The organism is Marinobacter suaedae (assembly GCF_030519635.1).
Taxonomy (GTDB): domain Bacteria; phylum Pseudomonadota; class Gammaproteobacteria; order Pseudomonadales; family Oleiphilaceae; genus Marinobacter; species Marinobacter suaedae.
Map to the genome: position 1 here is coordinate 90,948 of NZ_JAUMIS010000003.1, position 24,863 is coordinate 115,810.

General features: G+C 56.6%; 20 protein-coding genes and 1 riboswitch. Of the genes, 12 read left to right on the plus strand and 8 right to left on the minus strand.

What is annotated here, in order from left to right:
* The first annotated feature begins 100 nt into the window (after nt 1–100).
* Nucleotides 101–1,354 carry a lipid IV(A) 3-deoxy-D-manno-octulosonic acid transferase gene (gene waaA, locus QVZ43_RS15995; RefSeq protein WP_302910719.1) on the plus strand — a complete coding sequence of 418 codons (1,254 nt, stop codon included), beginning with the start codon at nt 101–103 and terminating at the stop codon, nt 1,352–1,354.
* A gap of 34 nt (nt 1,355–1,388) precedes the next feature.
* Here the strand turns inward: waaA and QVZ43_RS16000 are convergent, their stop codons facing one another.
* Entirely contained in the window at nt 1,389–2,768 is a 1,380-nt protein-coding gene (locus tag QVZ43_RS16000) for a TolC family outer membrane protein (protein WP_302910720.1), read from the minus strand.
* A 184-nt stretch (nt 2,769–2,952) separates the two neighbouring features.
* A riboswitch (TPP riboswitch) is annotated at nt 2,953–3,076 on the plus strand.
* A gap of 105 nt (nt 3,077–3,181) precedes the next feature.
* Here QVZ43_RS16000 and thiC point away from each other — a divergent pair.
* The 6 genes from thiC to QVZ43_RS16030 all read left to right on the plus strand — a co-directional run bounded on the left by thiC (nt 3,182) and on the right by QVZ43_RS16030 (nt 8,984).
* On the plus strand, nt 3,182–5,059 hold the full coding sequence (thiC, locus tag QVZ43_RS16005) for a phosphomethylpyrimidine synthase ThiC (RefSeq protein WP_302910721.1): 1,878 nt from the start codon (nt 3,182–3,184) through the stop codon (nt 5,057–5,059).
* Nucleotides 5,060–5,156: 97 nt separating this feature from the next.
* The gene (locus QVZ43_RS16010) at nt 5,157–5,777 is read left to right on the plus strand and encodes an NUDIX domain-containing protein (RefSeq protein ID WP_302910722.1); all 621 of its coding nucleotides are present in this window, start codon (nt 5,157–5,159) and stop codon (nt 5,775–5,777) included.
* Complete coding sequence (locus tag QVZ43_RS16015; protein WP_223795679.1) at nt 5,774–6,259, plus strand: DUF1249 domain-containing protein; 486 nt, start codon at nt 5,774–5,776, stop codon at nt 6,257–6,259. Before QVZ43_RS16010 ends, QVZ43_RS16015 begins: the two co-directional genes overlap by 4 nt.
* Before the next feature lie 197 nt (nt 6,260–6,456).
* A complete protein-coding gene (cpdA, locus tag QVZ43_RS16020; RefSeq protein WP_302910723.1) occupies nt 6,457–7,263 on the plus strand; it encodes a 3',5'-cyclic-AMP phosphodiesterase in 807 nt (268 codons plus the stop codon).
* 108 nt (nt 7,264–7,371) lie between these two features.
* On the plus strand, nt 7,372–7,764 hold the full coding sequence (gcvH, locus tag QVZ43_RS16025) for a glycine cleavage system protein GcvH (protein WP_223795677.1): 393 nt from the start codon (nt 7,372–7,374) through the stop codon (nt 7,762–7,764).
* A 23-nt stretch (nt 7,765–7,787) separates the two neighbouring features.
* Nucleotides 7,788–8,984 (plus strand): class I SAM-dependent rRNA methyltransferase, encoded by a 1,197-nt coding sequence (locus tag QVZ43_RS16030; RefSeq protein ID WP_223795676.1) that lies wholly within the window; start codon nt 7,788–7,790, stop codon nt 8,982–8,984.
* A 30-nt stretch (nt 8,985–9,014) separates the two neighbouring features.
* Here QVZ43_RS16030 and QVZ43_RS16035 read toward each other — a convergent pair whose 3' ends face one another.
* Entirely contained in the window at nt 9,015–9,671 is a 657-nt protein-coding gene (locus QVZ43_RS16035) for a histidinol-phosphatase (RefSeq protein ID WP_302910724.1), read from the minus strand.
* A gap of 173 nt (nt 9,672–9,844) precedes the next feature.
* On the opposite strand from QVZ43_RS16035, the gene QVZ43_RS16040 reads away from it, so the two are divergent.
* The 3 genes from QVZ43_RS16040 to QVZ43_RS16050 all read left to right on the plus strand — a co-directional run bounded on the left by QVZ43_RS16040 (nt 9,845) and on the right by QVZ43_RS16050 (nt 14,057).
* Nucleotides 9,845–10,384, plus strand: a complete 540-nt coding sequence (locus QVZ43_RS16040) for an RNA pyrophosphohydrolase (protein WP_223795674.1) — start codon at nt 9,845–9,847, stop codon at nt 10,382–10,384.
* A 6-nt stretch (nt 10,385–10,390) separates the two neighbouring features.
* On the plus strand, nt 10,391–12,697 hold the full coding sequence (gene ptsP / locus QVZ43_RS16045; protein WP_302910725.1) for a phosphoenolpyruvate--protein phosphotransferase: 2,307 nt from the start codon (nt 10,391–10,393) through the stop codon (nt 12,695–12,697).
* A 118-nt stretch (nt 12,698–12,815) separates the two neighbouring features.
* Nucleotides 12,816–14,057 carry a patatin-like phospholipase family protein gene (locus tag QVZ43_RS16050; protein WP_302910726.1) on the plus strand — a complete coding sequence of 414 codons (1,242 nt, stop codon included), beginning with the start codon at nt 12,816–12,818 and terminating at the stop codon, nt 14,055–14,057.
* Nucleotides 14,058–14,105: 48 nt separating this feature from the next.
* On the opposite strand, the gene hslU is transcribed toward QVZ43_RS16050, so the two are convergent.
* From hslU to QVZ43_RS16080, 6 genes are all read right to left on the minus strand, one after another.
* Nucleotides 14,106–15,434: an ATP-dependent protease ATPase subunit HslU gene (gene hslU / locus QVZ43_RS16055; protein ID WP_302910727.1), complete on the minus strand. Its 1,329-nt coding sequence runs from the start codon at nt 15,432–15,434 to the stop codon at nt 14,106–14,108.
* 12 nt (nt 15,435–15,446) lie between these two features.
* Nucleotides 15,447–15,977, minus strand: a complete 531-nt coding sequence (gene hslV / locus QVZ43_RS16060) for an ATP-dependent protease subunit HslV (RefSeq protein ID WP_223795670.1) — start codon at nt 15,975–15,977, stop codon at nt 15,447–15,449.
* 144 nt (nt 15,978–16,121) lie between these two features.
* Nucleotides 16,122–16,769: an SPOR domain-containing protein gene (locus tag QVZ43_RS16065; protein ID WP_302910728.1), complete on the minus strand. Its 648-nt coding sequence runs from the start codon at nt 16,767–16,769 to the stop codon at nt 16,122–16,124.
* 9 nt (nt 16,770–16,778) lie between these two features.
* On the minus strand, nt 16,779–18,464 hold the full coding sequence (gene argS, locus QVZ43_RS16070; protein ID WP_302910729.1) for an arginine--tRNA ligase: 1,686 nt from the start codon (nt 18,462–18,464) through the stop codon (nt 16,779–16,781).
* 136 nt (nt 18,465–18,600) lie between these two features.
* On the minus strand, nt 18,601–20,505 hold the full coding sequence (locus tag QVZ43_RS16075) for an Ig-like domain-containing protein (protein WP_302910730.1): 1,905 nt from the start codon (nt 20,503–20,505) through the stop codon (nt 18,601–18,603).
* A 158-nt stretch (nt 20,506–20,663) separates the two neighbouring features.
* Nucleotides 20,664–22,838 (minus strand): primosomal protein N', encoded by a 2,175-nt coding sequence (locus QVZ43_RS16080; RefSeq protein ID WP_302910731.1) that lies wholly within the window; start codon nt 22,836–22,838, stop codon nt 20,664–20,666.
* A 255-nt stretch (nt 22,839–23,093) separates the two neighbouring features.
* Between QVZ43_RS16080 and rpmE the strand changes: the two genes are divergently transcribed.
* Nucleotides 23,094–23,315 carry a 50S ribosomal protein L31 gene (rpmE, locus tag QVZ43_RS16085; RefSeq protein ID WP_223795666.1) on the plus strand — a complete coding sequence of 74 codons (222 nt, stop codon included), beginning with the start codon at nt 23,094–23,096 and terminating at the stop codon, nt 23,313–23,315.
* Nucleotides 23,316–23,536: 221 nt separating this feature from the next.
* Nucleotides 23,537–24,802, plus strand: a complete 1,266-nt coding sequence (locus tag QVZ43_RS16090) for a malic enzyme-like NAD(P)-binding protein (RefSeq protein WP_223795665.1) — start codon at nt 23,537–23,539, stop codon at nt 24,800–24,802.
* Nucleotides 24,803–24,863 lie beyond the last annotated feature (61 nt).

Consider the following 24,863-nt stretch of genomic DNA (forward strand, 5'->3'; position numbering starts at 1 on the left):
TGCCGGATTCCATGCACATCCCGTTGCGCTGTTTTCCCGGTTAGAGGAAAAAACACTGGATTTCCGCTATGATAGCGTACTGTTTGGTTGGGAGTCGTCTGTGCTTCACTTTATCTATTCCCTGTTAATTCGGCTACTGCTGCCTTTCATTTTACTTCGGTTATGGTGGCATGGACGAAAGGCACCGGACCTGCGGAATAACTGGCGCAACAGGGTTGGCTTTGTACCGCCCGTGGATGGGGCGGTTGTCTGGGTTCACGCCGTGTCGGTGGGGGAGACCATCGCTGCGGGTCCGATGGTTCGGAGGCTATTGGCACAAAAGGCGGGTATCACCATCCTGATGACCGCGATGACGGATACCGGCCTGGCGCAGGCCCGGAAAATGTTCGGGGATCAGGTCCAGTATGCTTATGCACCTTACGATACACCTGGCTCTATCAGGCGCTTCCTCGCACGGGTTCAGCCCAGAATTCTTGTCATCATGGAAACCGAGCTCTGGCCGAACATGATTCGTCAAAGTCGTGCCCTTGGTGTGCCTATTTTCCTGATTAACGCCCGGCTATCTGAGCGCTCTGCTCGTGGTTACGAGCGGGTCAAAGGACTCACCGGTCCGATTATGCAAAGTCTCAGCTGGGTGGCCGCACAGGCGGAGAAGGACGCTGAGCGTTTTTGTCGGCTGGGTGTGGAGCCTAGCCGTGTATCGGTCACCGGAAGCGTGAAATTCGATGTGGATATCCCAGCAAATGTTCACGCGTCTGCACGAAAATTGAAAGCGGCATTCGGAAACCGAGTGGTCTGGGTGGCCGGCAGTACCCATGAAGGTGAAGACGAGATGCTGCTGGCGGCACATCAGCAGGTGCTGGCAGCGCACCCCAGGACCTTGCTGATACTGGTTCCCCGTCACCCCGACCGGTTTGATTCTGTGGCAGACAAGGTGACCAGAGCCGGTCTGTCCCTTGCTCGCCGGTCAGGCTCGGACGAGCCCGCGACCGCGCAGGTCTATCTGGGGGATACCATGGGGGAGCTAATGATGCTGTATGGCGCCAGTGACATCGCCTTCGTCGGCGGTTCGCTGATTACCCGCGGTGGCCATAACCCCCTGGAACCGGCGGTCTGGGGTATTCCGGTGTTTTCCGGCCCTCACGTTTTTAACTTTGAAACCATTTACCAGCGATTGCAGGAAGATCAGGGGGTAACCATGGTGTCTGGCGCCAGTGAGCTGGCGCAACATCTGGTTGATCTGGTGGGAGATCCAGAGGCCCGGCGAGCCTCCGGTGAGCGGGCGCTGGCGGTGGTTGAAAAAAACCGGGGCGCCCTGGACAGGGTAGTTAGCGGAATCATCGAGCGTTTGTGACGGCGGGCTTGCCTTCGGGCGCCCGCCTCGCCGTTCACTGGGTCGGGTCTTCCAGTACCTCGTTCTCGTTTGCCAGTGCTTCAATGCCCGGTGCCGTTTCGCTCAGCCAGTTGTTCAGCACGATAAGGTCCTGCGGACTCAGTGTACCGGCGGCCTGTTGCAGGCGCAGGGTATTGACCACGTAATCGTAGCGGGCATTGGCGTAGTCACGGAGCGCCACGTAGTAAGCACGCTCGGCATCCAATACTTCGACAATATTCCGGGTTCCCACTTCATAACCTGCACGGGTTGCATCCAGCGCGCTGCGTCGGGACACGATGGTCTGTTCAAGGGCTGAAGCGGTCTCGATGTTATTGTTTACTGTCAGGAACAGGCTGCGGGTGGTGACACGAACATCCCGGCGCACCGTGTTCAGGGTTTCTTCGGCGACGTCCAGCAGAGAGCGCTGTTGGCGAACCGAGGCCTGGGTGCCGCCACCGGTATAGATTGGCACGTTCAGCGTCAGCCCGATTACACCCTGGGTGGTGGTGCCGTCCCGCTGGGTAAGCGTCGCGCCTGGCTCTTCCAGCCCATCAATGTCGGATTTGCCGTAGGAAGCGTTCAAATCCAGGGTGGGGTAATGCCCTGCTTTGGCTGCCCTCAGATTGGCTTCACTGGTGTTTAGATCATAAACAGCGGACTGAATTGACCAGTTCTGCTCCAGGGCCGTTTTCTCCCAGGCGGCGGGATCGGCCGGCTCCGGGCGTCCAAGGGGGAAGTTTTCGCGCAGGTTTTCCAGTTCCTCGGTGTACTCGCCGGTCAGGCGGGCCAGTTGTTCCCTGGCAACGTTGAGCTGGTTCTCTGCAACAATACGCCGGCTGCGGGTGTCATCGAACAACGCCCGGGCTTCATAGACTTCGGTGATGGCTATCAGGCCGACATCAAAGCGCTCCTGAGCCTGCTCGTATTGTCTTTGGATGGCGGCTTCCGCTGCCAGAGTAGTGGTCACCGTGTCCTGGGCGAGCAGCACATTGAAGTAAGCCGTGGCCACGTCAAGAATCAGTTGCTGCTGGGCAAGGTTGAACTGGGCCCGGGCCGATTCGGTCTGAAACTGGCTGGCATCGAAGCGATACCAGGCATCAGCGCGAAAAACAGGCTGGGTCAGCTGCGCCCCAAAGGCGAGTTCGCGGTAACCGGCATCCTGGTTTGGGCCGTCGACATCAATGTAGTTTGCATCGCCGAAAGCGCCGATCTGCGGCAGCAACGCACTCCGGGTCACATCGCTGGCGGCTTCCTGTGCCTCAAAGCGGGCTTGAGCAGCCGCTATGCCGGAATCGTAAGACAATGCTTTCTCGTAGGTCTCTACCAGATCCATGGAAAAAACGGACTGGGTCGCGAAAAGCCCTATCAGCCCGGAAAGCAGTTGCTTCTTCATAGTGTCTCCTGAATACCTTTGCACGAACGTGTCCCGCGATTGAAGGTTGTAACTTCCTATAAAACAGAAAAAAAATCCAATCGCAGTTGATCCTTGGGAAGCTGGACGGCCATTATGGACAATAAATGGGCATAGCTCTACACTTGCGAGGCGCACTTATTCGAGGTGCCACACAATCAAGTTTCGCGTCTTGACGGGGTGCTGACCAGTTTACTGTTTTAAACGGTGAACGGTCGGCTGAGATTGCACAGCAGAACCCGCAACCTGATCCGGATAATACCGGCGTAGGAATCAACGACCATACCGATCACTGGCAAGCGTTTTAACGACGCGCACGGGCACTGATTCAATGTCCGTTGAGCCGGGCTCTGTCATGCGCGACCACCGTTCCTTTGACAGACCCGGAGCCAGTGATGACAGACGAAATCTCCTACCTCAAAGACTGTGCCCGCGTGGATTCCGCTGCGGTTGAGCCGCTGCCCAGTTCCCGAAAAGTGTATGTGCAAGGTTCCCGCTCCGATCTCCGGGTGCCGATGCGAGCCATCAGCCAGAGTATCACTCCCACCGATATGGGCGGCGAATCCAATCCTGACGTGCTGGTGTACGACACCTCTGGCCCGTACACGGATCCGGAGGCCCGAATCGATATTCGCAAGGGGCTCGACCCCTTGCGCGGGGACTGGATTCGAGAGCGTGGGGATGTGGAGCAACTGTCCCGGTACACCTCGGCATTTACCCGTCGGCGAAACGCCGACCCGACACTGGATCCCCTGAGATTTTTTGAGGGGCGAAAGCCGTTGCGGGCGAAGGCCGGGAAGAACGTGAGCCAAATGCATTACGCCCGCCAGGGCACCATTACGCCGGAGATGGAGTTCATCGCCATCCGGGAAAATCTCAAATTGCAGGAGGCCCGCGAGCGGGGGCTGCTCGAATCCCAGCATCCTGGCCAGTCACACGGGGCTTCGTTGCCCGGGGCAATTACCCCGGAGTTCGTGCGGAATGAAGTGGCGCAAGGACGGGCAATCATCCCGGCCAACATCAATCACCCGGAACTGGAGCCGATGATCATTGGCCGCAACTTCCTGGTAAAGATTAATGGCAACATAGGGAACTCGGCGGTCAGCTCGTCCATTGAGGACGAAATCGAAAAACTGACCTGGGGCATCCGATGGGGCGCGGATACCATCATGGACCTCTCCACCGGCAAACATATCCATGAAACCCGGGAGTGGATCATTCGCAACTCCCCGGTCCCGGTCGGCACCGTACCTATCTACCAGGCGCTGGAAAAAGTGGGCGGTGTGGCGGAAGACCTCACCTGGGACATCTTCCGCGACACCCTGATCGAGCAGGCCGAGCAGGGTGTCGATTATTTCACCATCCATGCCGGGGTGCGGCTGCACCATGTACCGCTCACCGCCAATCGGGTAACCGGTATTGTCTCTCGTGGCGGTTCCATCATGGCCAAATGGTGTCTGGCGCACCATCGGGAGAGCTTCCTGTATGAGCACTTCGAAGATATCTGCCAGATCATGAAGGCCTACGATGTGTCCTTCAGTCTTGGCGATGGCTTGCGGCCGGGATCCGTGGCGGACGCCAACGATGCCGCGCAGTTTGGTGAGCTGGAGACCCTGGGTGAACTGACCAAAATCGCCTGGAAACACGATGTGCAGGTCATGATCGAAGGACCGGGGCATGTGCCGATGCACCTGATCAAGGAAAACATGGACAAGCAGCTGACATGCTGTGACGAGGCGCCTTTCTACACACTGGGTCCGCTGGTGACGGACATTGCGCCGGGATACGACCACATCACCTCCGGCATCGGTGCTGCCATGATTGGCTGGTATGGCTGTGCCATGCTCTGCTACGTGACGCCCAAAGAGCACCTCGGGCTGCCGAATAAAGAGGACGTGAAAACCGGCATCATCACCTACAAGATTGCCGCCCATGCCGCGGATCTCGCCAAAGGTCACCCTGGCGCCCAGGTCCGTGATGACGCGCTCTCCAAGGCCCGGTTTGAGTTCCGGTGGGAGGATCAGTTCAACCTGGGGCTGGATCCGGACACTGCTCGCTCGTTCCACGATGAAACCCTGCCGAAGGAGTCCGCCAAGGTGGCGCATTTCTGTTCCATGTGTGGCCCGAAATTCTGCTCCATGCAGATTTCCCAGGAGGTGAGGGATTACGCACGGGCCCGTGATCTGGACGAAAATTCGGCGCTGGCAACCGGGATGCAGGAAAAATCCCGGGAATTCATGGAGTCCGGAGGCAAGCTCTACGACAAGATCTGATTGTCCCGGTTTGGGTGTGTTCACAGCGGCTTCGGCCTGCTTGCAATGGATCGGAATCACCGGCTATTGTTCAAAATTGGTTTCGATTGGAGAAAAAATGACCAGCCCCTTTCAGTTCAGTGCCAGCGATGTCCATATCGAAAGGCGGGAAACCGTGTTTCAGGGGTTTTTCCGTCTGGACAAGCTGTGGCTGACGCACGCCCGCTTCGACGGGAAGAATATGCCGGTGTTCACCCGTGAGCTTTTCATCCGGGGTGATGCGACCTGCGTATTGCCCTACGATCCGGTCCGTGACGAAGTGGTGTTGCTGGAACAGTTCCGGCTTGGGGCGTTGGGGCGAGACCAGTCGCCCTGGTTGCTGGAACTGGTTGCCGGGATGAATGAAGACGGAGAGACACCGGAAGAAGTCGCGCGAAGGGAGGGCCAGGAAGAAGCTGGTCTGACCTTCCGCAGTCTGGAGCGTATCTGCGATTACCTGGTATCGCCGGGGGGGACGTCGGAACTGGTCCACCTGTACTGTGGGTTGGTCAGTGCCGAGTCGGCGGGTGGCCTGTATGGGATGGAGCACGAACACGAAGATATCCGTGCACACGTTTTCTCCTCGCACGAGGCCATTGAAATGATTCGTGACGGACGAATAAACAACGCGGCGGCCATTATCGCCCTTCAATGGTTGCAGCTGAACCGTTCGAGACTGCGTAACGAGGTGGGTCTATGACTGAGTGGACCATCAAACCCAAAGCTTATGTGCCGGATCTCCAGCGCCTGGGTGCACTGTGTGATGGTAACTACCAGCGCCTTCGCCGGTTGCGCCAGCTCGAGTTGAACGGCAGGTCGATCAATGCATTCGAGCTACGCCGTGAGAGCCTTTACCTTGGCAGGGTTCAGATCAAGGTGCTGCAGACAGCAAAATACACGGAAACCCTCCTACTTGAGCAGATCCACAACTCAGGCCGCTGGCTGAACAATCCGGAAATGACCGTGCGGGTCTATCACGATGCATCGATGGCCGAAGTGATCAGTTGCTATCGCGATCGTCAGATCGCGCCGGTTAACGACTACCCGAACCGTTTCATGCATCACCCGGATGAGAAGGTCCAGGTGAACGGTTTCCTGGCGGACTGGCTCGATTTCTGCCTCCGGTTTGGTCATCTGCCCATCGATCAGGCAGCTTGGCCTGCCGGCGAGGGTGTGGACTGAGCGGTCTTTGACCATCGTCTTATTGACCTGGTTTTTGAGAGGCCGGGCTCATGTCTGAGTTGTTAAAAATCGCAATATATCGCCAGACACTACTGAGAATGTGATGCCCGTGGCATTCAGGGGCAATAAAATCTTACCTCGACAACGTACACTCAAATCTCGACCAAGTGATGCGCAGTAAGGCGAAACTGATTACCATGACCATGCCAAACGAAACCCGACCTCTCCGGGTTCTGCATCTTACCGATCCCCATCTGATGGCAAACGCCAGCGGGCAACTGCTGGGTGTGAACACCCGGGACAGTTTCTCTGCCGTTATTGATGAGGTTTTGAAGTCCCATGGTCAGCCTGATCTGGTCCTCGCCACCGGCGATCTCGCCCAGGACGGTTCGGAAGAAGCCTATCGGGTGTTTGGCCAGCGGTTGAATGTCTTTCAGTGCGAGACCGCCTGGTCACCAGGCAACCACGATGACGCTGGCACCCTCAGGCAGGTAGCGGAGGAGTTCGGTGCCAATCATCGTCGTATACTGATGGGTGGCTGGCAGTTCATCCTGCTGGATTCGTCCGTTCCAGGAAAGGTTCATGGCGAGCTGTTACAGTCCGAGCTGGCGTTTCTTGAGCAGGTGTTGTCCGAGTATCCGGAGATGCCGGCGCTGGTGTCCCTTCATCATCACCCCGTTGATATCGGGTGTGCCTGGCTGGAAAATATTGGCCTTAAAAATCGAAAGGCTTTCTGGCAGGTTATCGAGCGTTTCCCTCAAGTGAAAGTCGTGCTCTGGGGCCATATTCACCAGGAACAGAACATAGTTCGTGACGGTGTGCGCCTGCTTTCAACGCCGTCTACCTGTATCCAATTCACCACCGGCTCATCCGACTTCTCCGTGGAGCCGCTGGCACCGGGGTACCGCTGGTTCGAGTTTGATGCCGATGGCAGCTTTACTACTCGGGTTCACCGTGCTCTGGACTTCAGTTTCGAGCTTGATCAGTCCAGCAGCGGATATTGAATTCCAAATTCCCTCATACTGATTCTCGGTTCTTCCCCTGCGTCCGCGCTCACGTTTTGCTAGCTTCTTGAGTTACACTGCGCAAAATTTTCACCAGGGAATCCGACCATGAGCGACATACCTGCAGATCTGAAATACATCGACACTCATCAATGGGTCCGTGTAGCCGATGATGGAACGGCGACCGTAGGCATCACAAATTTCGCCCAGGAACAGCTTGGGGATGTGGTGTACGTTGGTGTGCCCGATCTGGGCGTCACCGTTAACGGTGGGGAAGAGGCGGGGGTTGCCGAATCGGTCAAGTCGGCTTCCGATGTGTTCAGTCCCGTTACCGGTGAAGTGATCGCAGTAAATGAAGCACTGGAAGATGAGCCGGAAAAAGTGAATGAAGACCCCTACGGTGAGGGTTGGATGTTCCGGGTCAGGCTGGCGGATGAAGGTGAGCTGGACGGTCTGATGGATGCGGACGCCTACGCGGATCACGTTGCCGCAGAGATGTAACTCTTTCCCCTCGGATAACCGAAATGAACTTACCTGTCTTGTATCTTCGAAAAGGTGCGGAGCGACGTCTTCGTGCCGGTCATCTTTGGGTCTACAGCAACGAGGTGGACACTCGCCGATCGCCGCTCTCCGGGTTTGAAGCCGGTGCCCAGGCGGAACTCAGGGCTGCCAATGATAAGCCTCTGGGGTCGGTATTTGTGAATCCTCATGCACTGATCTGCGGACGACTGATCAGCCGGGATCCGTCTCATGGTATGACGCCCCAGCGGCTGACGCACCGGCTTGAGACGGCACTGGCGCTCAGGGAAACACTGTTTGAACGCCCTTTCTACCGCTGGGTCTTTGGCGACAGTGACGGACTGTCAGGCCTGGTGGTGGACCGCTTCGGAGATATCGTGGTCATTCAGATCTCCACGGCGGGCATGGAACAGATGAAAGGCTCCATCATCCGGGCCGTTCAGCGCCTCGTTCATCCAAAGTCCATCGTGCTCAAGAATGACGGCAAGATGCGCAAGGTTGAAGGGCTGGAGAATTACGTCGAGCAGGCCCATGGGCCAGAAGTGTCCGTGCTGCCGGTGGAAGAGAACGGGGTTCGGTTTGAAGTCTCGTTGGCGGAGGGACAGAAGACTGGCTGGTTCTATGATCATCGCATGAATCGCCGGCGCCTGCAGGCGTATGCGCCGGGCAAGCGAGTGCTTGATGTCTTCAGTTATGTCGGCGGCTGGGGGGTCCAGGCTGCGTCGGCGGGCGCCAGCCAGGTAACCTGTGTGGACAGCTCGGCATCGGCGATTGATAGCGTGCATCACAATGCTGCGCTCAATGGGCTGGAGAATGTGGAGACCCTTCAGGGCGATGCTTTTGAAGCACTCAAGGCGTTGTGCGACGAAAAGGAAAAATTCGATATCGTGGTGCTGGATCCGCCGGCCCTGATTCCCCGCCGCCGTGATCAGAAGGCCGGTGAACAGGCCTATGCCCGGCTGAACCAGCTTGGGCTCAGATTGCTGGAGCGCGAGGGCATTCTCGTGTCGGCATCCTGCTCCATGCATCTGTCACAGAGCCAGCTTGTGGATATTATTCGCAGCAGTGGCCGCAAGATTGACCGGTTTGTGCAGCTGTTGGAGCAGGGGCATCAGGCGCCCGATCATCCGGTGGTTCCCGGTATTCCGGAAACCGATTACATCAAGGCCTGCTTCGTGCGGTCACTGACCAGCTTCCTTTAAGGGAGCTGGTCGGATTCCCTCAAGTGCCTGTCAGTCTCTTAGCGACAGGATCTTCCAGTTTCTTTTCCGCGCCAGTGATTCCAGGGTCGGGTCCGGGTCCACAGCGACGGGATTGTCCACAGCTTCAAGCAGTGGCACATCGTTATGGGAATCGCTGAAGAACCAGGCGCCGTCCAGACTCTCTCCAGTATCCGCCAGCCAGTGGTTCAGCCGGGAAACCTTGCCATCCTGGAAGCTGGGTGTGCCGGCGACCTGGCCCGTGTACCGCCCATCCTTCAATTCCGGTTCAGTCGCAATCAGGTGCTCTATCCCCAGCTCGGCAGCAATAGGCTCTGTCACAAAGTGGTTGGTGGCGGTGATGATCATCAGGGTGTGGCCCAGGGTGCGGTGAGTATCCAGCAGCTCACCCGCTTTACGCTGCATCATCGGGCGAACTTTCTTCTCCATGAACTGATCGCGCCACGCCAGGAGCTGTGACATTTCGTGCTTTGCCAGTGGCTGAAGGGCAAAGCTCAGATAGCGAAGGATGTCCAGTTCGCCGTTCAGGTATTCCTGATAGAAGCGATCGTTGGCCTTGCGGTACTCCTCGGGATCAACGATGCCTTCTTCCACCAGAAATTCGCCCCAGGCGTGATCGCTGTCTCCCGCCAGCAGGGTGTTATCGAGATCAAAGATAGCGAGCGTCAACTTTTTACCTCCGGAGCGCAAACCGTGTCTTGGAAAGCGGCTAGTCTACCATGGCCGAACGTGCACAGCTCCGTTTGCTGTGGCCGTGCGTTTCTGCAAGAATGAAAACAACTTGGATAATTGTGGCCGTTCGAAATATGAACTGCCCGACCGACTTATAAGAGGACTGTGCCGTGATAGATTCAGACGGTTTCAGACCCAACGTCGGAATCATTTTGGCCAACCACAGGGGTGAAGTGCTGTGGGCTAGGCGTGTCGGGCAGGATGCCTGGCAGTTTCCTCAGGGCGGAATCAATGCCAACGAATCGCCGGAGGAAGCATTATACCGGGAGCTCGGAGAAGAAATCGGTCTTGCTGCCAGCGATGTGGAAATCATCAGCTGTACGCGGGGCTGGCTCAGGTATCGGCTGCCAAAGCGGATGGTGCGTCATAACTCGCATCCCGTCTGTGTCGGCCAAAAACAAAAATGGTTCCTGTTGAGGATGCTGTCGCCGGACGCGCGGGTTTGCGTGGACGGAACCGATTCGCCGGAATTCGATGGATGGCAGTGGGTTAGCTACTGGTATCCATTGGGGCAGGTTGTCTCGTTCAAACGTGAAGTCTACCGGCGGGCGCTGAGGGAGCTGGCTCCCCGCTTGTTCCATGAGATGGAACAGTGGCAGCGGCGCGAACAGACTCGACGAGCCCGGGAGCCCCAGACGGTGACGGACTAAACGCGCATGCTGAGCATATTGCGAAGTCTTGTACAAGAGGTGAACAGCGCCCGGGATCTCCAGGAGGCGCTGGATATCATCGTCTCGCGTGTGCAGAATGCCATGGGCACCGAAGTGTGCTCTGTTTACCTGCTGGACCCGGCAACCAATCGATATATCCTGATGGCCACCGAGGGGCTCTATCCAGATGCGGTAGGGCAGGTCACCCTGGCTTATTCCGAGGGCCTGGTTGGCCTGGTTGGTTCCCGCGAAGAGCCGATCAACCTGGAAGATGCGCCGTCTCATCCCCGATACCGCTATTTCCCGGAAACCGGTGAAGAACGTTTCCGGTCCTTCCTGGGTGTTCCCATCATCCACCACCGCCGTGTACTGGGGGTTCTGGTTGTTCAGCAGCGGGAGAACACACGAACCTTCGATGAGGGTGAAGAAGCCTTCCTGGTGACTGTGTCGGCCCAGTTGGCGGGCGTGATTGCTCACAGTGAAGCCACCGGTGTGATCAGCGGTCTTTCCCTGACCGGTGAAGAGGCCCGGGACGTCAGTTTCAACGGTGTGCCAGGCGCTCCGGGCGTCGCGATCGGCCAGAGTGTCGTGGTTTACCCTTCAGCCGACCTGGACGCCGTTCCGGAAAAAGTGCCAGAGGATGTTGAACAGGAAGTTGTTCTGTTCCAGTCAGCGGTAAAGGCTGTTCGGGATGACATCGAACGGGTCGCCGAGCGCCTGGCCTCACAGCTCAGGCCCGAGGAGCAGGCATTATTCGACGTCTATCTGAGAATGCTCGGTGATGACGCCCTGCCCGGCGAGGTGACGAACAAAATCCGCGAAGGAATCTGGGCTCAGGGGGCCCTGAAGCAGGTCGTTCAGCAGTACGTGCGCCACTTCGAGATGATGGATGATCATTACCTGCAGGAGCGGGCGGTGGATATCCGGGACCTTGGTCGCAGGCTTTTGTCCCACCTTCAGGAGCGCGGGCAGGAACAACTCGAATACCCGGAACGTACGGTGCTGGTCAGCGAAGAGCTGACTCCTGCGATGCTGGGGGAGGTGCCGAAAGGCCAGTTGGTCGGGCTTGTTTCGGTCAAGGGCTCCAGTAACTCTCACGTCGCCATTCTGGCCCGGGCCATGGGCGTACCTACCGTGATGGGACTGGTGGATATCCCCGTCAATCAACTGGACGGCAAGGAACTGGTTGTTGATGGCTTTGAAGGCCAGATTTTTGCCTCGCCCTCGGATGATCTGCGCGCGTTTTACCAGGCCATTTGTGAAGAAGAAGATGAGCTGATCCGCGGGCTGGAAGCTCTTCGGGATCAGCCCTGCGAGACGATTGATCATCACCGGGTGTCGCTGCTGGTGAACACCGGCTTGATGACCGATGTGGTCCGTTCCCTGTCGCACGGTGCCGAAGGCATTGGGCTGTACCGCACCGAAGTGCCCTTTATGATCAAGGACCGCTTCCCGTCGGAACAGGAGCAGCGCGAGTATTACCGGGAACAGCTCGAGGCTTTTGCGCCAAATCCCGTAACCATGCGGACCTTAGACATTGGCGGTGATAAATCCCTGACCTATTTCCCTATTCAGGAAGAAAACCCTTTCCTGGGTTGGCGTGGCATTCGGGTCACGCTCGATCACCCGGAAATCTTCCTGGTGCAGGTTCGTGCCATGCTGAAAGCCAGTGAGGGCCTGAATAACCTGCAGATCATGTTACCGATGATCAGCAATGTCTCGGAGGTGGAAGAGTCGCTGCACCTGATTTACCGGGTTTATCATGAGGTCCGGGAAGAGGGCTATGACATTCACATGCCGAAAGTTGGCGTGATGGTGGAAGTGCCGGCGGCGGTGTACCAGATCCGTGAACTGGCCGAACGGGTGGACTTCCTGTCGGTAGGCTCCAACGATTTGACCCAGTATTTGCTGGCGGTCGACCGTAACAACCCCCGGGTGGCCCAGCTATACCATTCCTACCATCCGGCGGTGCTTCAGGCGCTTGTTCGAATCGCCCAGGATGCCCATGTGGTGGGCAAGCCGGCTGGTATTTGTGGCGAATTGGCGGGTGACCCGGGTGGCGCCCTCCTGCTGATGGCGATGGGCTACGACTCCCTGTCGATGAACGCCGCGAGTCTGCCGAAGGTCAAGTCGGTGATTCGCAGTGTCAGTCGTGAGTGGGCCATGCAGCTGCTGGAGGATGTGTTGCTCCTGGATTCGCCTCACGTCATCAAAAGTTGTGTGGACCTGGCCCTTCGCAACGCTGGATTTGGCCGTTATCTCCGGCCAGGAAAGACGAACAGTACGGCCTACGCAGAACGAGCGGCCTCTTGAGCCAACGGGCTGTATTTGAATGAATATAGGGTGAGGACTCTAAATCCTGCTGGTAGTTTGGAATAGGGTAGGTCTAACAAGGGCCATTCCCATGTTGCCAATCGGAATAGGAAGAACCATGACAGCGCCAACCGATCTGAAAACCGCTCCTCGTGTCGGACTCGCCCTAGGTGGTGGTGGCCCGCTGGGCGGCATATACGAGATCGGCGCCTTGCGGGCGCTCGATGAAGCCCTTGATGGTCTCGATTTCAACAACATTGATGTGTATGTGGGCGTCAACGCGGGCTCTTTCGTGGCGGCGAATCTCGCCAACCAGATGACCACCGCTCAGCTGTGCCGGATTTTCGTCCGGAACGAAGCGGAAGTACATCCGTTCCACCCAGAGGTTTTCTATCGTCCGGCATTTCGTGAGATAGGTCGTCGTCTGCTGGCCGTGCCAGGCCTTGTGTCTACCGCTCTTCAGCGGTTCGTGAACAACCCGTATGACCAGAGCCTGCTGGAAGCGATGACGATTCTCGCCCAGGCAGCGCCGTCAGGACTGTTCGATAATGAAGGGTTGCACGATTACCTGAAGCGCGCCTTCACCATGCTGGGCCGGACTAATGATTTCAGGGAACTGAAACGGAGCTTGTACATTGTGGCTGCCGACGTGGAAAGCACCGACGCGGTCTGTTTCGGAGCGCCGGGCTTCGATCACGTGCCTATTTCAAAGGCCATTCAGGCCAGTACGGCCTCGCCCGGACTGTATGTGCCGGTCGACATTGATGGCCGCTATTACGTGGACGGTACACTTCGGAAGGGGTTGCATGCCTCGGTCGCCTTTGAAGACGGTGCGGATCTGGTGTTCGCGGTAAATCCTCAGGTGCCGATAGACGCCAGTGCCGCTGTCCGTGCCGGCTCTATGAAGCCCGGCGAACTGACCCGGGCGGGGATGCCTAACCTGCTGTCACAAATGTTCCGGACCATGGTGTATTCGCGTATGCAATCGGGCATTGCCCAATACGCCCGCGACTATCCAGACAAGGACATCTTGCTCTTTGAACCCACCCGGGACGACGCGAAGCTCTTCTTCTCCAACGTGTTCAGTTTCCAATCCCGAAGAATGGTGTGCGAACACGCTTACCAGATGACTCGTCGTGATCTGCTCAAGCGTGCAGATGAACTGGAGCCGCGCCTGGCCAAATACGGAATCAGCCTGCGTCGTGATCGGCTGGAGGATGAGCAGCGCACCATCAGTACCAGTCTGTATGGCGAAATGTTGCCGCTATACGTGGCCAAAGGCAGGAAGAAAAAGGCTGAGAAGGGCAGGCTGGCGTCCCGCTTTGAAAACGTCAGCCATCTATTCAGTAAGGCCCAGTGAATTAAGCAGCCGGGGGTTCGGTAGATTCGCGAACCCCGGCAGCCTTGGTTAGAGAATATAGCGGCTCAGATCTTCGTCCTCGGCCAACTCCCCAAGCTTTTCATTTACATAGGCAGAGGTCACTTCAAATGTCTCGGTGACCTTGTCGCCCGCATCGAAGGACAAACTTTCCAGCAGGCGTTCCAGCACGGTATGCAGGCGGCGAGCACCGATGTTTTCGGTGGTTTCGTTAACCTTGCAGGCCACCTCGGCAATTCGGGCGATGGCATCCTCACTGAACGTGAGCTTAACCCCTTCGGTGCCCATCAGCGCTTCGTACTGCTCCACGAGTGACGCATCCGGCTCAGTCAGTATGCGCTTGAAGTCATCCGGAGTAAGCGCCTGAAGCTCGACCCGAATCGGCAAGCGGCCCTGTAGCTCGGGAATCAGGTCCGACGGTTTTGACAGGTGGAACGCGCCGGAGGCGATAAACAGAATGTGATCCGTGCGCACGGAACCGTATTTTGTGCTCACCGTGCTGCCCTCAATCAGAGGGAGCAGGTCGCGCTGAACGCCTTCACGAGATACATCCGAGGAGGTGTTTTCCGAGCGCTTGGCGACTTTGTCGATCTCATCGATGAAGACGATGCCATTCTGCTCGACCGCCTGAATGGCCTTCTGCTTGATTTCTTCCTCGTTCACCAGCTTCGCCGCTTCTTCGTCTTTCACCCGGCGTAAGGCATCTGCCACCTTCATCTTCCGGGTCTTGCGCTTTTCGGAAGACAGGTTGGAGAACATGCTCTGGAGCTGGCTGGTCATCTCCTCCATGCCGGGAGGCGCCATGATCTCGACGCCTGCGGAGCTGGCGCTCAGGTCAATTTCGATGTCCTTGTCGTCCAGGTCGCCTTCCCGCAGCTTTTTGCGGAACATCTGCCGGGTGGCAGAGTCGGCCGGCTTCTGGCTGTCTTCGTTAAAGTCCCTGGGTGGTGGCAGCAGGGCGTCGAGGATGCGCTCCTCAGCCGCATCCAGAGCGCGGTTCTCGTGGCGCTTCATCTCCTGCTCGCGCAGCATCTTTATAGCTGCATCCGCCAGGTCCCGGATGATGGACTCCACATCCCGGCCAACGTAACCAACCTCGGTAAACTTGGTGGCCTCGACTTTCAAAAACGGGGCATCGGCCAGCTTGGCCAGTCGGCGGGCGATCTCGGTTTTACCGACGCCCGTTGGGCCGATCATCAGGATATTCTTGGGGGTGATTTCGTCTCGCAGGCTGTTATCCAGCTGCATCCGGCGCCAGCGGTTCCGCAGCGCGATGGCGACTGCCCGTTTGGCTTCTTCCTGGCCTACGATGTGTTTGTTGAGTTCGTGAACAATCTCGCGGGGTGTCATTCCAGCCATGGTCGCTCCGGATCAGTCGTTAGTAGGCAGCACTTCGAGGGTGCGATTGTGGTTGGTATAAACACAGATATCCGCCGCAATGTTCAGGCCTTTCTCGACGATCTCATGGGCTGGTAAATCGGTGTTTTCCAGAAGCGCCCGGGCGGATGCCTGGGCGTAGGGGCCGCCGGAGCCAATGGCAATCAGGCCCTGTTCGGGCTCGATGACATCTCCGTTCCCGGTAATGATGAGGGAGGCCGTCTCATCAGCGACTGCCAGAAGGGCTTCCAGGCGACGCAGTGCCCGGTCCGTTCGCCAGTCTTTGGCCAGTTCAACGGCGGCTCGGGTGAGATTGCCTTGATGCTTTTCCAGCTGGGCTTCGAAACGTTCGAAGAGCGTAAATGCATCAGCGGTGCCACCGGCAAATCCGGCAAGCACCTTTCCGTTGTAGAGTCGACGGACCTTGCGTGCGTTTCCTTTCATGACGGTATTGCCCAGTGAGACCTGGCCGTCGCCTCCCATGGCAACTTCGTCATCACGTCGGACCGAAAGTATGGTAGTCATTTGGGCTCCAATTGCCTGATTAAAATCGGTATCAAGGCACTATGGAGGCAGGCGGGAAGAATTCAAGTGGGTATCGGGCCACCGGCTCTGGCGTTCACTGCCTATGGCCCGACAGGCTCGCAGCCATCCCTGGCGAATGTTAGGTCAGCCCTTTTTCGGGATCTTGCGAACCAGCGGTTCTATGTTGATGGATACCAGCTTGTCGATGGCTGAGTTCATCTGGCTGCGAGAGACAAAGGGGCCCACATTGACCCGGTACCAGGTTGAGCCGTTGTCCAGATCAATACGCTGAACCTGAGCACGCAGGCCCTGGAAAGCAATCTGGGCTCGCTGGCGCTCCGCATCGGCCTTGCTGCGGAATGAGCCGGATTGCACCAGGTAGTCGAAGTCCTGCTTGGCCGGGCCGGGAGTGTATTCCTCCACCTTTGGGGGAACGACTTCCGATTCCGGCAGCATTTCATAGAAGCGAAACCCGGGCTTCTTCTCTTCTTCTGCCTTGGCGGTGTTCTGGGGCGGCGTGACCACCTTGGTGGCGGGTTGCTCTGCCTGCTGAGGAACGTTGTTCGCAGATTGGCCGGACGGCAAAGAGTTCAGGTAGACGATGAATCCGATAAACCCGCCGACTGCGGCCAGGGACAGAATCCACTTCACAGACAATCCCCCTCTCTGGTTTTTGGTTGGCGCCGCGGCCCTCGGCTGCTTTTTAGGCTGGCGCGAGGGCTTGGCGGGTTTCTTTTTTTGCGTTGCTGAGGGCGATGCCGTCCGGTACTTCCGGGCATAATCTCTTGCCATGGCAAACAGTTACATCTCTTCTGGTGCGCTTACGCCAAGCAGGTCTAGGCCATTGGCAATGACCTGGCGGATGGCCAGGTACAGACTAACACGGGCGTCCCTTAGCGCCGAGTCTTCTACCAGAACTTTGTGAGCGTTGTAGTAAGTGTGGAACTGTCCCGCCAGGTCACGCAGGTAGTGCGTCAGGTGATGGGGTTCCCGCTGGGCGGCGGAGTTGGCAATCAGTTCCGGGAACTTGGCCAGCTGATTAGCCAACTCTTTCTCTTCATCCAGAGTCAGAAGTGACAGGTCGCCAACGCATTCGTTACGTCCGCGCTCTACGCCGTCGTCTGCCAGCTTACGCAGGACGCTGCAGATCCGAGCATGGGCATACTGGATGTAGTAGACCGGGTTCTCGTTGGTCTGGGACCGGGCGAGGTCAATGTCGAAGGTGAGCTGCGAATCCACACGGCGGGCGGCCAGGAAGAAACGGGTCGCATCCCGGCCTACTTCGTCAATAAGATCACGTACGGTCACGTAGCTGCCAGCACGCTTGGAAATTTTTACTTCCTGGCCGGAGCGGGTGACCATCACCATCTGGTGCAGGACGTAGTCCGGCCATCCTTGCGGGATGTCGGCTTTCAGGGCCTGAAGCCCGGCCCGCACTCGGGTCACGGTCGAGTGGTGGTCGGCACCCTGTTCGTTGATGACAGTGCTGAAGCCGCGCTGCCATTTATCCAGATGGTATGCCACGTCTGGCAGGAAGTAGGTGTAGCCGCCGTCCTTCTTGCGCATGACGCGGTCTTTGTCATCACCGAATTCGGTGGTTTTCAGCCAAATGGCGCCTTCACTTTCGTAGGTGTATCCGTTCTCGTTCAGGCGCTCGACGGCTGCTTCCACTTTGCCGTCCTTATACAGTGATGACTCGAGGAAATAGACATCGAAATGAACGCCGAAGGCCTTCAGGTCGAGATCCTGCTCACGACGCAGGTAGGCAACGGCAAAGTCCCGAATGGCATCGAGGTCTTCCGGATCGGCCTTGCCGATCACATGACGATCGTCGGCATCGATTTTCTCACCAGCCAGATAGGATTTGGCCACGTCGATAATGTAGTCACCCCGGTAGCCATCAGCGGGCCAGCTTTCGTGCTCCGGCGTCAGGCCTTTTACCCGGGCCTGAACGGACAGCGCCAGGTTATTGATCTGGGCACCGGCGTCGTTGTAATAGAACTCGCGGGTGACGTCGTAGCCATTGGCTTCCAAAAGCCGGCACAGGCAGTCGCCAATGGCGGCACCGCGACCATGGCCAACGTGCAGAGGCCCCGTCGGGTTGGCAGAGACAAATTCCACCTGAACTTTCTCGCCTTTGCCGTGTTCGTTTCGGCCAAACTGTTCCGCCCGCTCCAGAATGGTGCCGACAATTTCAAACGCGCTGGCGGTACTCATGAAAAAGTTGATGAAGCCCGGTCCGGCAATCTCCACCTTTTCAACCGCTGAACTGTCAGGCAATCGTGCCACCAGTTCCTCGGCAAGTTTTCGTGGCGGACAACCTGCAGCCTTCGCGGCGACCAGTGCAATGTTGCAGGCGTAGTCACCGTGGGATTTGTCCTTGGTGTTGCCTACTTGCGGGGTAAATGTCTGGTCGGCTGGCAGAGTGCCTTCAGACTGAAGCGCGGCCAGTGCGGACTGGAGCAGATCGGAAACGGTCTCTTTCATGCTGTCGGATGACTCGGTTGGCTGGAAGGGTGGAAAACATGGCTGGGAGGCCGGTTAAGAATTGAAGGCGGCTATTATCGCGGAAAGGAGGAAGGGACTCAAATCGTAAAAAGCCCCGCGAGTGCGGGGCTTTTTTTTAGTATGGTGATGTACAGTCTAATTCGCTTCCGTACAGTCCTTCGGTACCACCCGGGGGGATAATGTTGGTATTGTTTAAATCGGAGGCAAGGCACGAGAGAAAGAATTCTGATTTTTCGACGCTCTCAGAGCCGCCGACTCTTACGGTAGCGGTAAGCTCTACTCCAACCCAGTTGCAGTGACTCTGTGGGTAAAGCAATGAGAAATCTGCTGAGCCGTCAGCGCTAGTAGTAATGAATGGTGCGCTGGTGGCGGCAGAGTTAGTCGGTTCTAGTGTGCCGTTTGAGTTGATGTCCTCTCCGGCATCAAGCTGGCCATCTCTATTGGCATCTTCAGCTGGACAGTATACAGAATTTGGGATTCTCCATTTGTTATCGACGGCTTCGTAACTGCCTTTAGCGTATCCAACTGGGAGAACGCTCAATTCGATTTCTGCACCCTCAATAGGTGCACCGTTTGCGTCAGTTACAATCGCAACATAGTCCTTGCGATAACGCACGGAGTCAGGTTCTTCGATTTGGTTCCCTGTTCCAACAGCAAGCCGTAATGCCTGGCGCGCTACTGTTATGGTCACCGAGTCTGTAATTGAACCCGCTACCGTGGCTTCGATAATAACGCCGTCTCTGCCGCTCGTATTTGATCCTGCTTGGTATACCGTTGAGGCCCTGCCTTGTGAATCAGTAGTGTCTCGACTCGTTGCTAGGTAGCCTCCACTGCCGTCTGTCACGATGCGGAAGGTCACATCTTGGTTTTTTACGAGATTGTTGTTGGCGTCGCGAATGACAGCGATGATTTCGCTCGAGGCTCCAAGATCAAGTTGTGTTTTCGTGGCTTGTAGACTGATTTCGTCGGGATTGGTTGCTACGAACTCAAGGGAGAGGTCCGTGGACAGGCCATTTGTTTCCGACGCGGTTACAGTTGCGAGGCCTGCGTTGTCTGAACTTATGTCAATGCGAGCAATACCGCCAGATGTAGTGACTGTGCCGTTCGCCGGAGTCAATGTGCCTCGTGATGTGGAAAACTGAACTTCGGTGCCGTCCGCAATTGGGGTGCCATCTACGATCCATTCGAGAGCTAGTTCTTGGGTCGTGCCGATGTTGATCTCAGCATTATTTGTCGGAGTGCTGAAGCCAAAACGATCGGACGATATCTCAATGTTTTGGGAGGTCGATAATGTACTGTCTCCCGAAAATGCGGTGGCTGTAATTGTGGCAGTCCCACTTGTAGAGCCGCTGCTTAGGTCTGCGGTTACCACTCCATTTGCATTCGTTGTCAATGAGGTGGCGGATAGATTGCCAAGAGTGCTCGTGATGTTAACTGGCTGGTTTGGGATGCCATTACCCTCGGAATCAGACAAATTGATTTGAATCGAGGTTGTGCTCCCCAGAGAAACAGAAGAAGGCGCGTTAATAGCGATTTCGGTTCCTGTGATCTCGATGTTGACGTTATTGGTTACAGAACCGCTTTGGGCAGAAACCTGGATGGTGCGGTTTCTATAGTCTCCCGCCGTCATTAGGGTGGCGGACGCAACTCCCGCTTGGTCAGTTTCGCTTTGGGTAACCTCAAGAGTTCCACCATTTGCAGTGCTAAAGTTTACAAGGACACCTTCTAAAAGTACGCCGTTTGAATCTTTAACCCGTGCTGTGATTGAGGAGCGGGCACTGTCGGATGAGTATATACGGATGGGGCTGGCGACGAGGTCTATCGATCCAGCCTCAGTCGAGGCCTGATTTGTCGCCGATCCGGTACTGCTGTCGCCGTTTGGTGAGCCAGCTAATGGATTCGAGTTTTCCCCACCCCCGCAAGCAGATAGTGAGGCAGCCAATAATATGGCTGATGCACGCGCAAGGAATTGTTTTTTCATTATGACACTCCGATTTCCGTTTACAGCAAGTAACATCATGATGCGGATCCCCTGCACGAGATCGCATATAAGGTCCTTCAAGTGAGAGGGCACTTGCCAGCCGAGAATGATCTTACGCGTAAGGGAAAGGGGTGCCTACGCATGAGCGCTGGCAATCTGTAAAATACTGTTAAATATTAAAAATTTGCTGGTTACTGTCACCCCGACTCCAATGGATCAACATCAATCATCCACCGGGTTCGGGGGCGCATAGGCATTTGGTCAAGGTGTTGGCAAATTTGTCTAAGCAGATAGTTCAAAGATTTCCGGCTGCCTGAATTTATAATCAGCTGGGCCCGATGGCGATCCGCACGGCGAGCGATGAGAGCGGGCAATGGTCCCCAGGTTTCGATGCCGGGCCTCTGGGTCATAGGCTTGACCGAGTCCAGGAACTGCAGGCTTTGCTCCATGGTGTTGCCTTCGGCTCGAAGGATGGCCATCGCTCGAAAAGGGGGGAGCAGACCGGACTCCCGTTCGGCCAGCAGTTGATCGGCGATTTCCAGGTAGTTGCCTCGGCACAGGGCTTTCAGCAAGGGGTGGTCGCTATGGCACGTCTGGATCAGTACTTCGCCTGGTTTTGCGCCGCGGCCTGCTCGTCCGCTCACTTGTAGAAGGGTCTGGATCAGCTGCTCGGGGGCGCGAAAGTCCACACTGAAAAGCCCGCCATCCGCATTTACAACAACGACCAGTGTCACGTTCGGAAAGTCATGGCCTTTTGCCAGCATCTGGGTTCCGACAAGAATGCAGGGGTCGCCCTTGTTCACCTGTTTCAGGATCGCCTGGATACTGCCTTTTCGCTGGGTGCTGTCCCGATCCACGCGAACCACCGGGGTATCCGGAAACGCCTCACCAAGTATGTCCTCCGTTCGCTCGGTGCCTTGCCCCACGGGTTTAAAGGCCTCGCTCTGGCACTCCGGACAGGCTTCGGTTGCCGCCGTCTGGTAATCACAGTGGTGGCAGCGCATGGCGCGGTCGCGTCGATGGTAGGTCAGGCGGGTGTCGCAGCGAGGGCATTCGACGGTGTGTCCACAATCGAAGCACATCATCACTGGCGCAAACCCCCGGCGATTGACGAAAACCAGTGCCTGTTCTCCTTTGTTCAGCGCTTGCTGGATGGCTGAGATAGCCGGGCGAGAGAGGCCTCCTTCGAGAGGCCGGCTGCGTATGTCGAGCAGGCTCAGTGAGGGTGGCGCAGCGTTTTTTGCCCGTTCCTCAAGCCGCACCAGTTTGTATTTTCCCTGCTTTGCATTGTTCAGGGATTCGAGGGAGGGCGTGGCGGAGCCAAGAATAATCGGGCACTGGTTCAGGTGTGCTCGGTAGACGGCCACGTCCCGGGCCGAGTAGCGGAAGCCGTCGCCCTGTTTGTAGGAACTGTCGTGTTCCTCATCGACAATGATTGCACTGAGTTGCGTGAAAGGAAGAAGGGCGGCCGATCGGGTGCCTATCAGTATGATCGGCTCACCGTTTCTTATTTTTAGCCAGGTCTCAAGGCGTTCCCTGTCGTTCAGCGCGGAATGCCACACAGCAATGCGGGCGCCAAAGTAACGCTGGAAACGGGCGACCGTCTGGGGCGTAAGATTGATTTCCGGAACGAGAACCAGTGCTTGCTTGTCCCTTGCCAGGTTTTTCGTCAGGTAATCAAGGTAGATTTCCGTTTTACCGCTGCCGGTGATGCCGAATAGCAGGCAGGGGTTAAACCCGTTCTCGCCTTCAACTAGCTGTTCAGCTGCTTTTTCCTGCGCAGGCGACAGCGTGGGTCCTGTGGTGACGTCCGAATCTGCCGTATGGGAGGCCGGTTCCGGTTTCCGTATTAGTGATTCGGCCAGTCCCTTGCCGGCGAGGCTCTTCAGTTGTTGTTGTGTGTAGCCAGCTTTGGTGATGGCGCTCATTGACAGACCTTCAGGGTGCTCCTGCAACAAGGTGAGAAGTGCCTTTTGTTTGTGCGCATTTGCTGGCAGTTCCGGGGAAGCGGACGTTGCGCGCCAGCAAATCTCGGGTTTTTCCTCGGCAGGCTGACCCCGTCGAAGGGCTGGCGGCAAGGCGGTAAACAGGCATTCGCCCAGTGGATGCTGGTAGTAATCGCTGGCCCAGCTTAATAGGCGGAAAGTTTCCGCTGGAAGGGCTGGCCAGTCCTCCAATGCGTACGATACGGGCTTCAAAGTTATGCCCGCAGGAGGTTTGGATCCTGTTTCCACAACAATGCCAGTGATCTTTTGGCGACCGAAAGGTACGTGAACTCTCTGTCCCGGTTGCAGTTGGAGTTCCACCGGAACGGTGTAGTCGAATAATTGGCGAATTGGGCGGTTCAGGGCAATGCGTGCGGTGGATGACACTCGATCTTCCCGTAGATTGTGGTATTTGCGTACCCTTGAGAACTGCCGTTTGGTGCGCAAAACCACCGTTGAACGGCGCTCAGAGCCCCGGGCTGCTTGCCTGAAGGGGGGATTGCAAGTAAGATGCGCGGTCTGTTCGGACAGGGCACGATTTTGCCCTGTCTTTTACATTGGTTCAAACATGCGGTGCCTGACGCTCTGGTCTGTTGTTAGTAGACGGCGATTGGGTAGCGGCATGACCTAAAGAGGTTCGCCATGAAAGAAGGTATTCACCCAAAGTATGAAGACGTTACCGCTACCTGCTCTTGCGGTAATGTAATCAAGACCCGCTCTACTGTTGGTCATGACCTGCAGCTGGACGTTTGTTCTCAGTGTCATCCGTTCTACACTGGCAAGCAGAAGGTTATGGACACCGGCGGTCGTATCGACCGGTTCCAGAAGCGTTTTGGTGGTCGTATCGGCGGCAAGAAAGCCTGATAGCACCAACGCTTACGAAAAGCGCCCCGCGGGGCGCTTTTTTTGTGCCTGACAGAAGTGTGTGCCGTGATTCTGGGTAGGTAGTAGTAACTATTGAGGCCTCACAAAACTCTGCAGCGAGACTTGTTGTTTATCAGGCAGCGGGCCATAATGGCGCGCTCCGGAGGGTGGAGTCCCTGCGGTTAATGACCTAATTAAACGTGACAAACGGAACAGTGGCAATGTCTCAAGATCTGAAAGAAGCGGCCCTTGAATACCACGCCAAGCCGCGGGCAGGTAAGCTGAGTGTTGAAATCACCAAGCCAACCAAAACGTCCCGTGATCTGTCGTTGGCGTATAGCCCCGGGGTTGCCGAACCGGTCCGCGAGATCGCAAAAGACCCGGAGAATGCATACAAATATACCGCCAAGGGCAACCTGGTGGCCGTAATCTCTGATGGCTCGGCGATTCTTGGCCTGGGTAACCTGGGTCCTCTGGCGAGTAAGCCAGTCATGGAAGGCAAAGGCGTACTGTTCAAGCGCTTTGCTGGTATCGATGTATTTGATATTGAGGTGAACTCCGAAAGTCCTCAGGCATTTATCGAAACGGTTGAGCGTATCGCGGATACCTTCGGTGGTATCAACCTGGAAGATATCAAGGCACCTGAGTGCTTCGAGGTTGAGCGTGCTCTGATTGAAAAGTGCAGTGTGCCTATTTTTCACGATGATCAGCATGGTACAGCCATCGTTACGGCTGCTGGCATGATTAACGCGCTCGAACTTCAGGGAAAGAAAATTGATGAGGCCAAGGTCGTTTGTCTGGGTGCTGGCGCGGCGGCGATTGCCTGTATGAAGCTGCTGATCAGCTGCGGTGTCCGCTCTGAAAATATCTACATGCTGGATCGGAAGGGTGTGATTCACTCAGGTCGTGATGATCTGAATCAGTATAAGGCGATGTTCGCTAACGAAACGGACAAGCGCACTCTGGATGATGCCATCGACGGCGCAGATGTATTCCTCGGCTTGTCCGGTCCGGACCTGCTGACGGCTGACCAGCTCAAGAAAATGGCGCCAAACCCCATCGTTTTCGCGTGTTCCAATCCGGATCCCGAGATCAGTCCGGAAGTGGCTTTGGCCGCCCGCGACGATTTAATCATGGCGACTGGTCGGTCGGATTACCCGAACCAGGTGAATAATGTGCTTGGCTTCCCCTTCATCTTCCGTGGTGCGCTTGATGTGCGTGCTACCGCAATCAATGAAGAAATGAAGGTTGCAGCAGTGCACGCTATCCGTGAGCTGGCCAAAGAGCCCGTGCCTCAGGAAATCTGTGAAGCCTATGGTGTCGACAGCTTCGAGTTTGGCAAGGAATACATCATTCCTAAGCCAATGGATGTTCGCCTGCTGGAAGTTGTTCCTGCGGCCGTCGCTCGCGCTGCGGTAGACTCCGGTGTGGCACGTCATCCATACCCGGCTCATTACCCGCTGAAATCCATGGACGACATCATTTAAGTCGTTTCTGGGAAATAAAAAAAACCGGCGGAATTCCCGCCGGTTTTTTTTATGTCTGCGC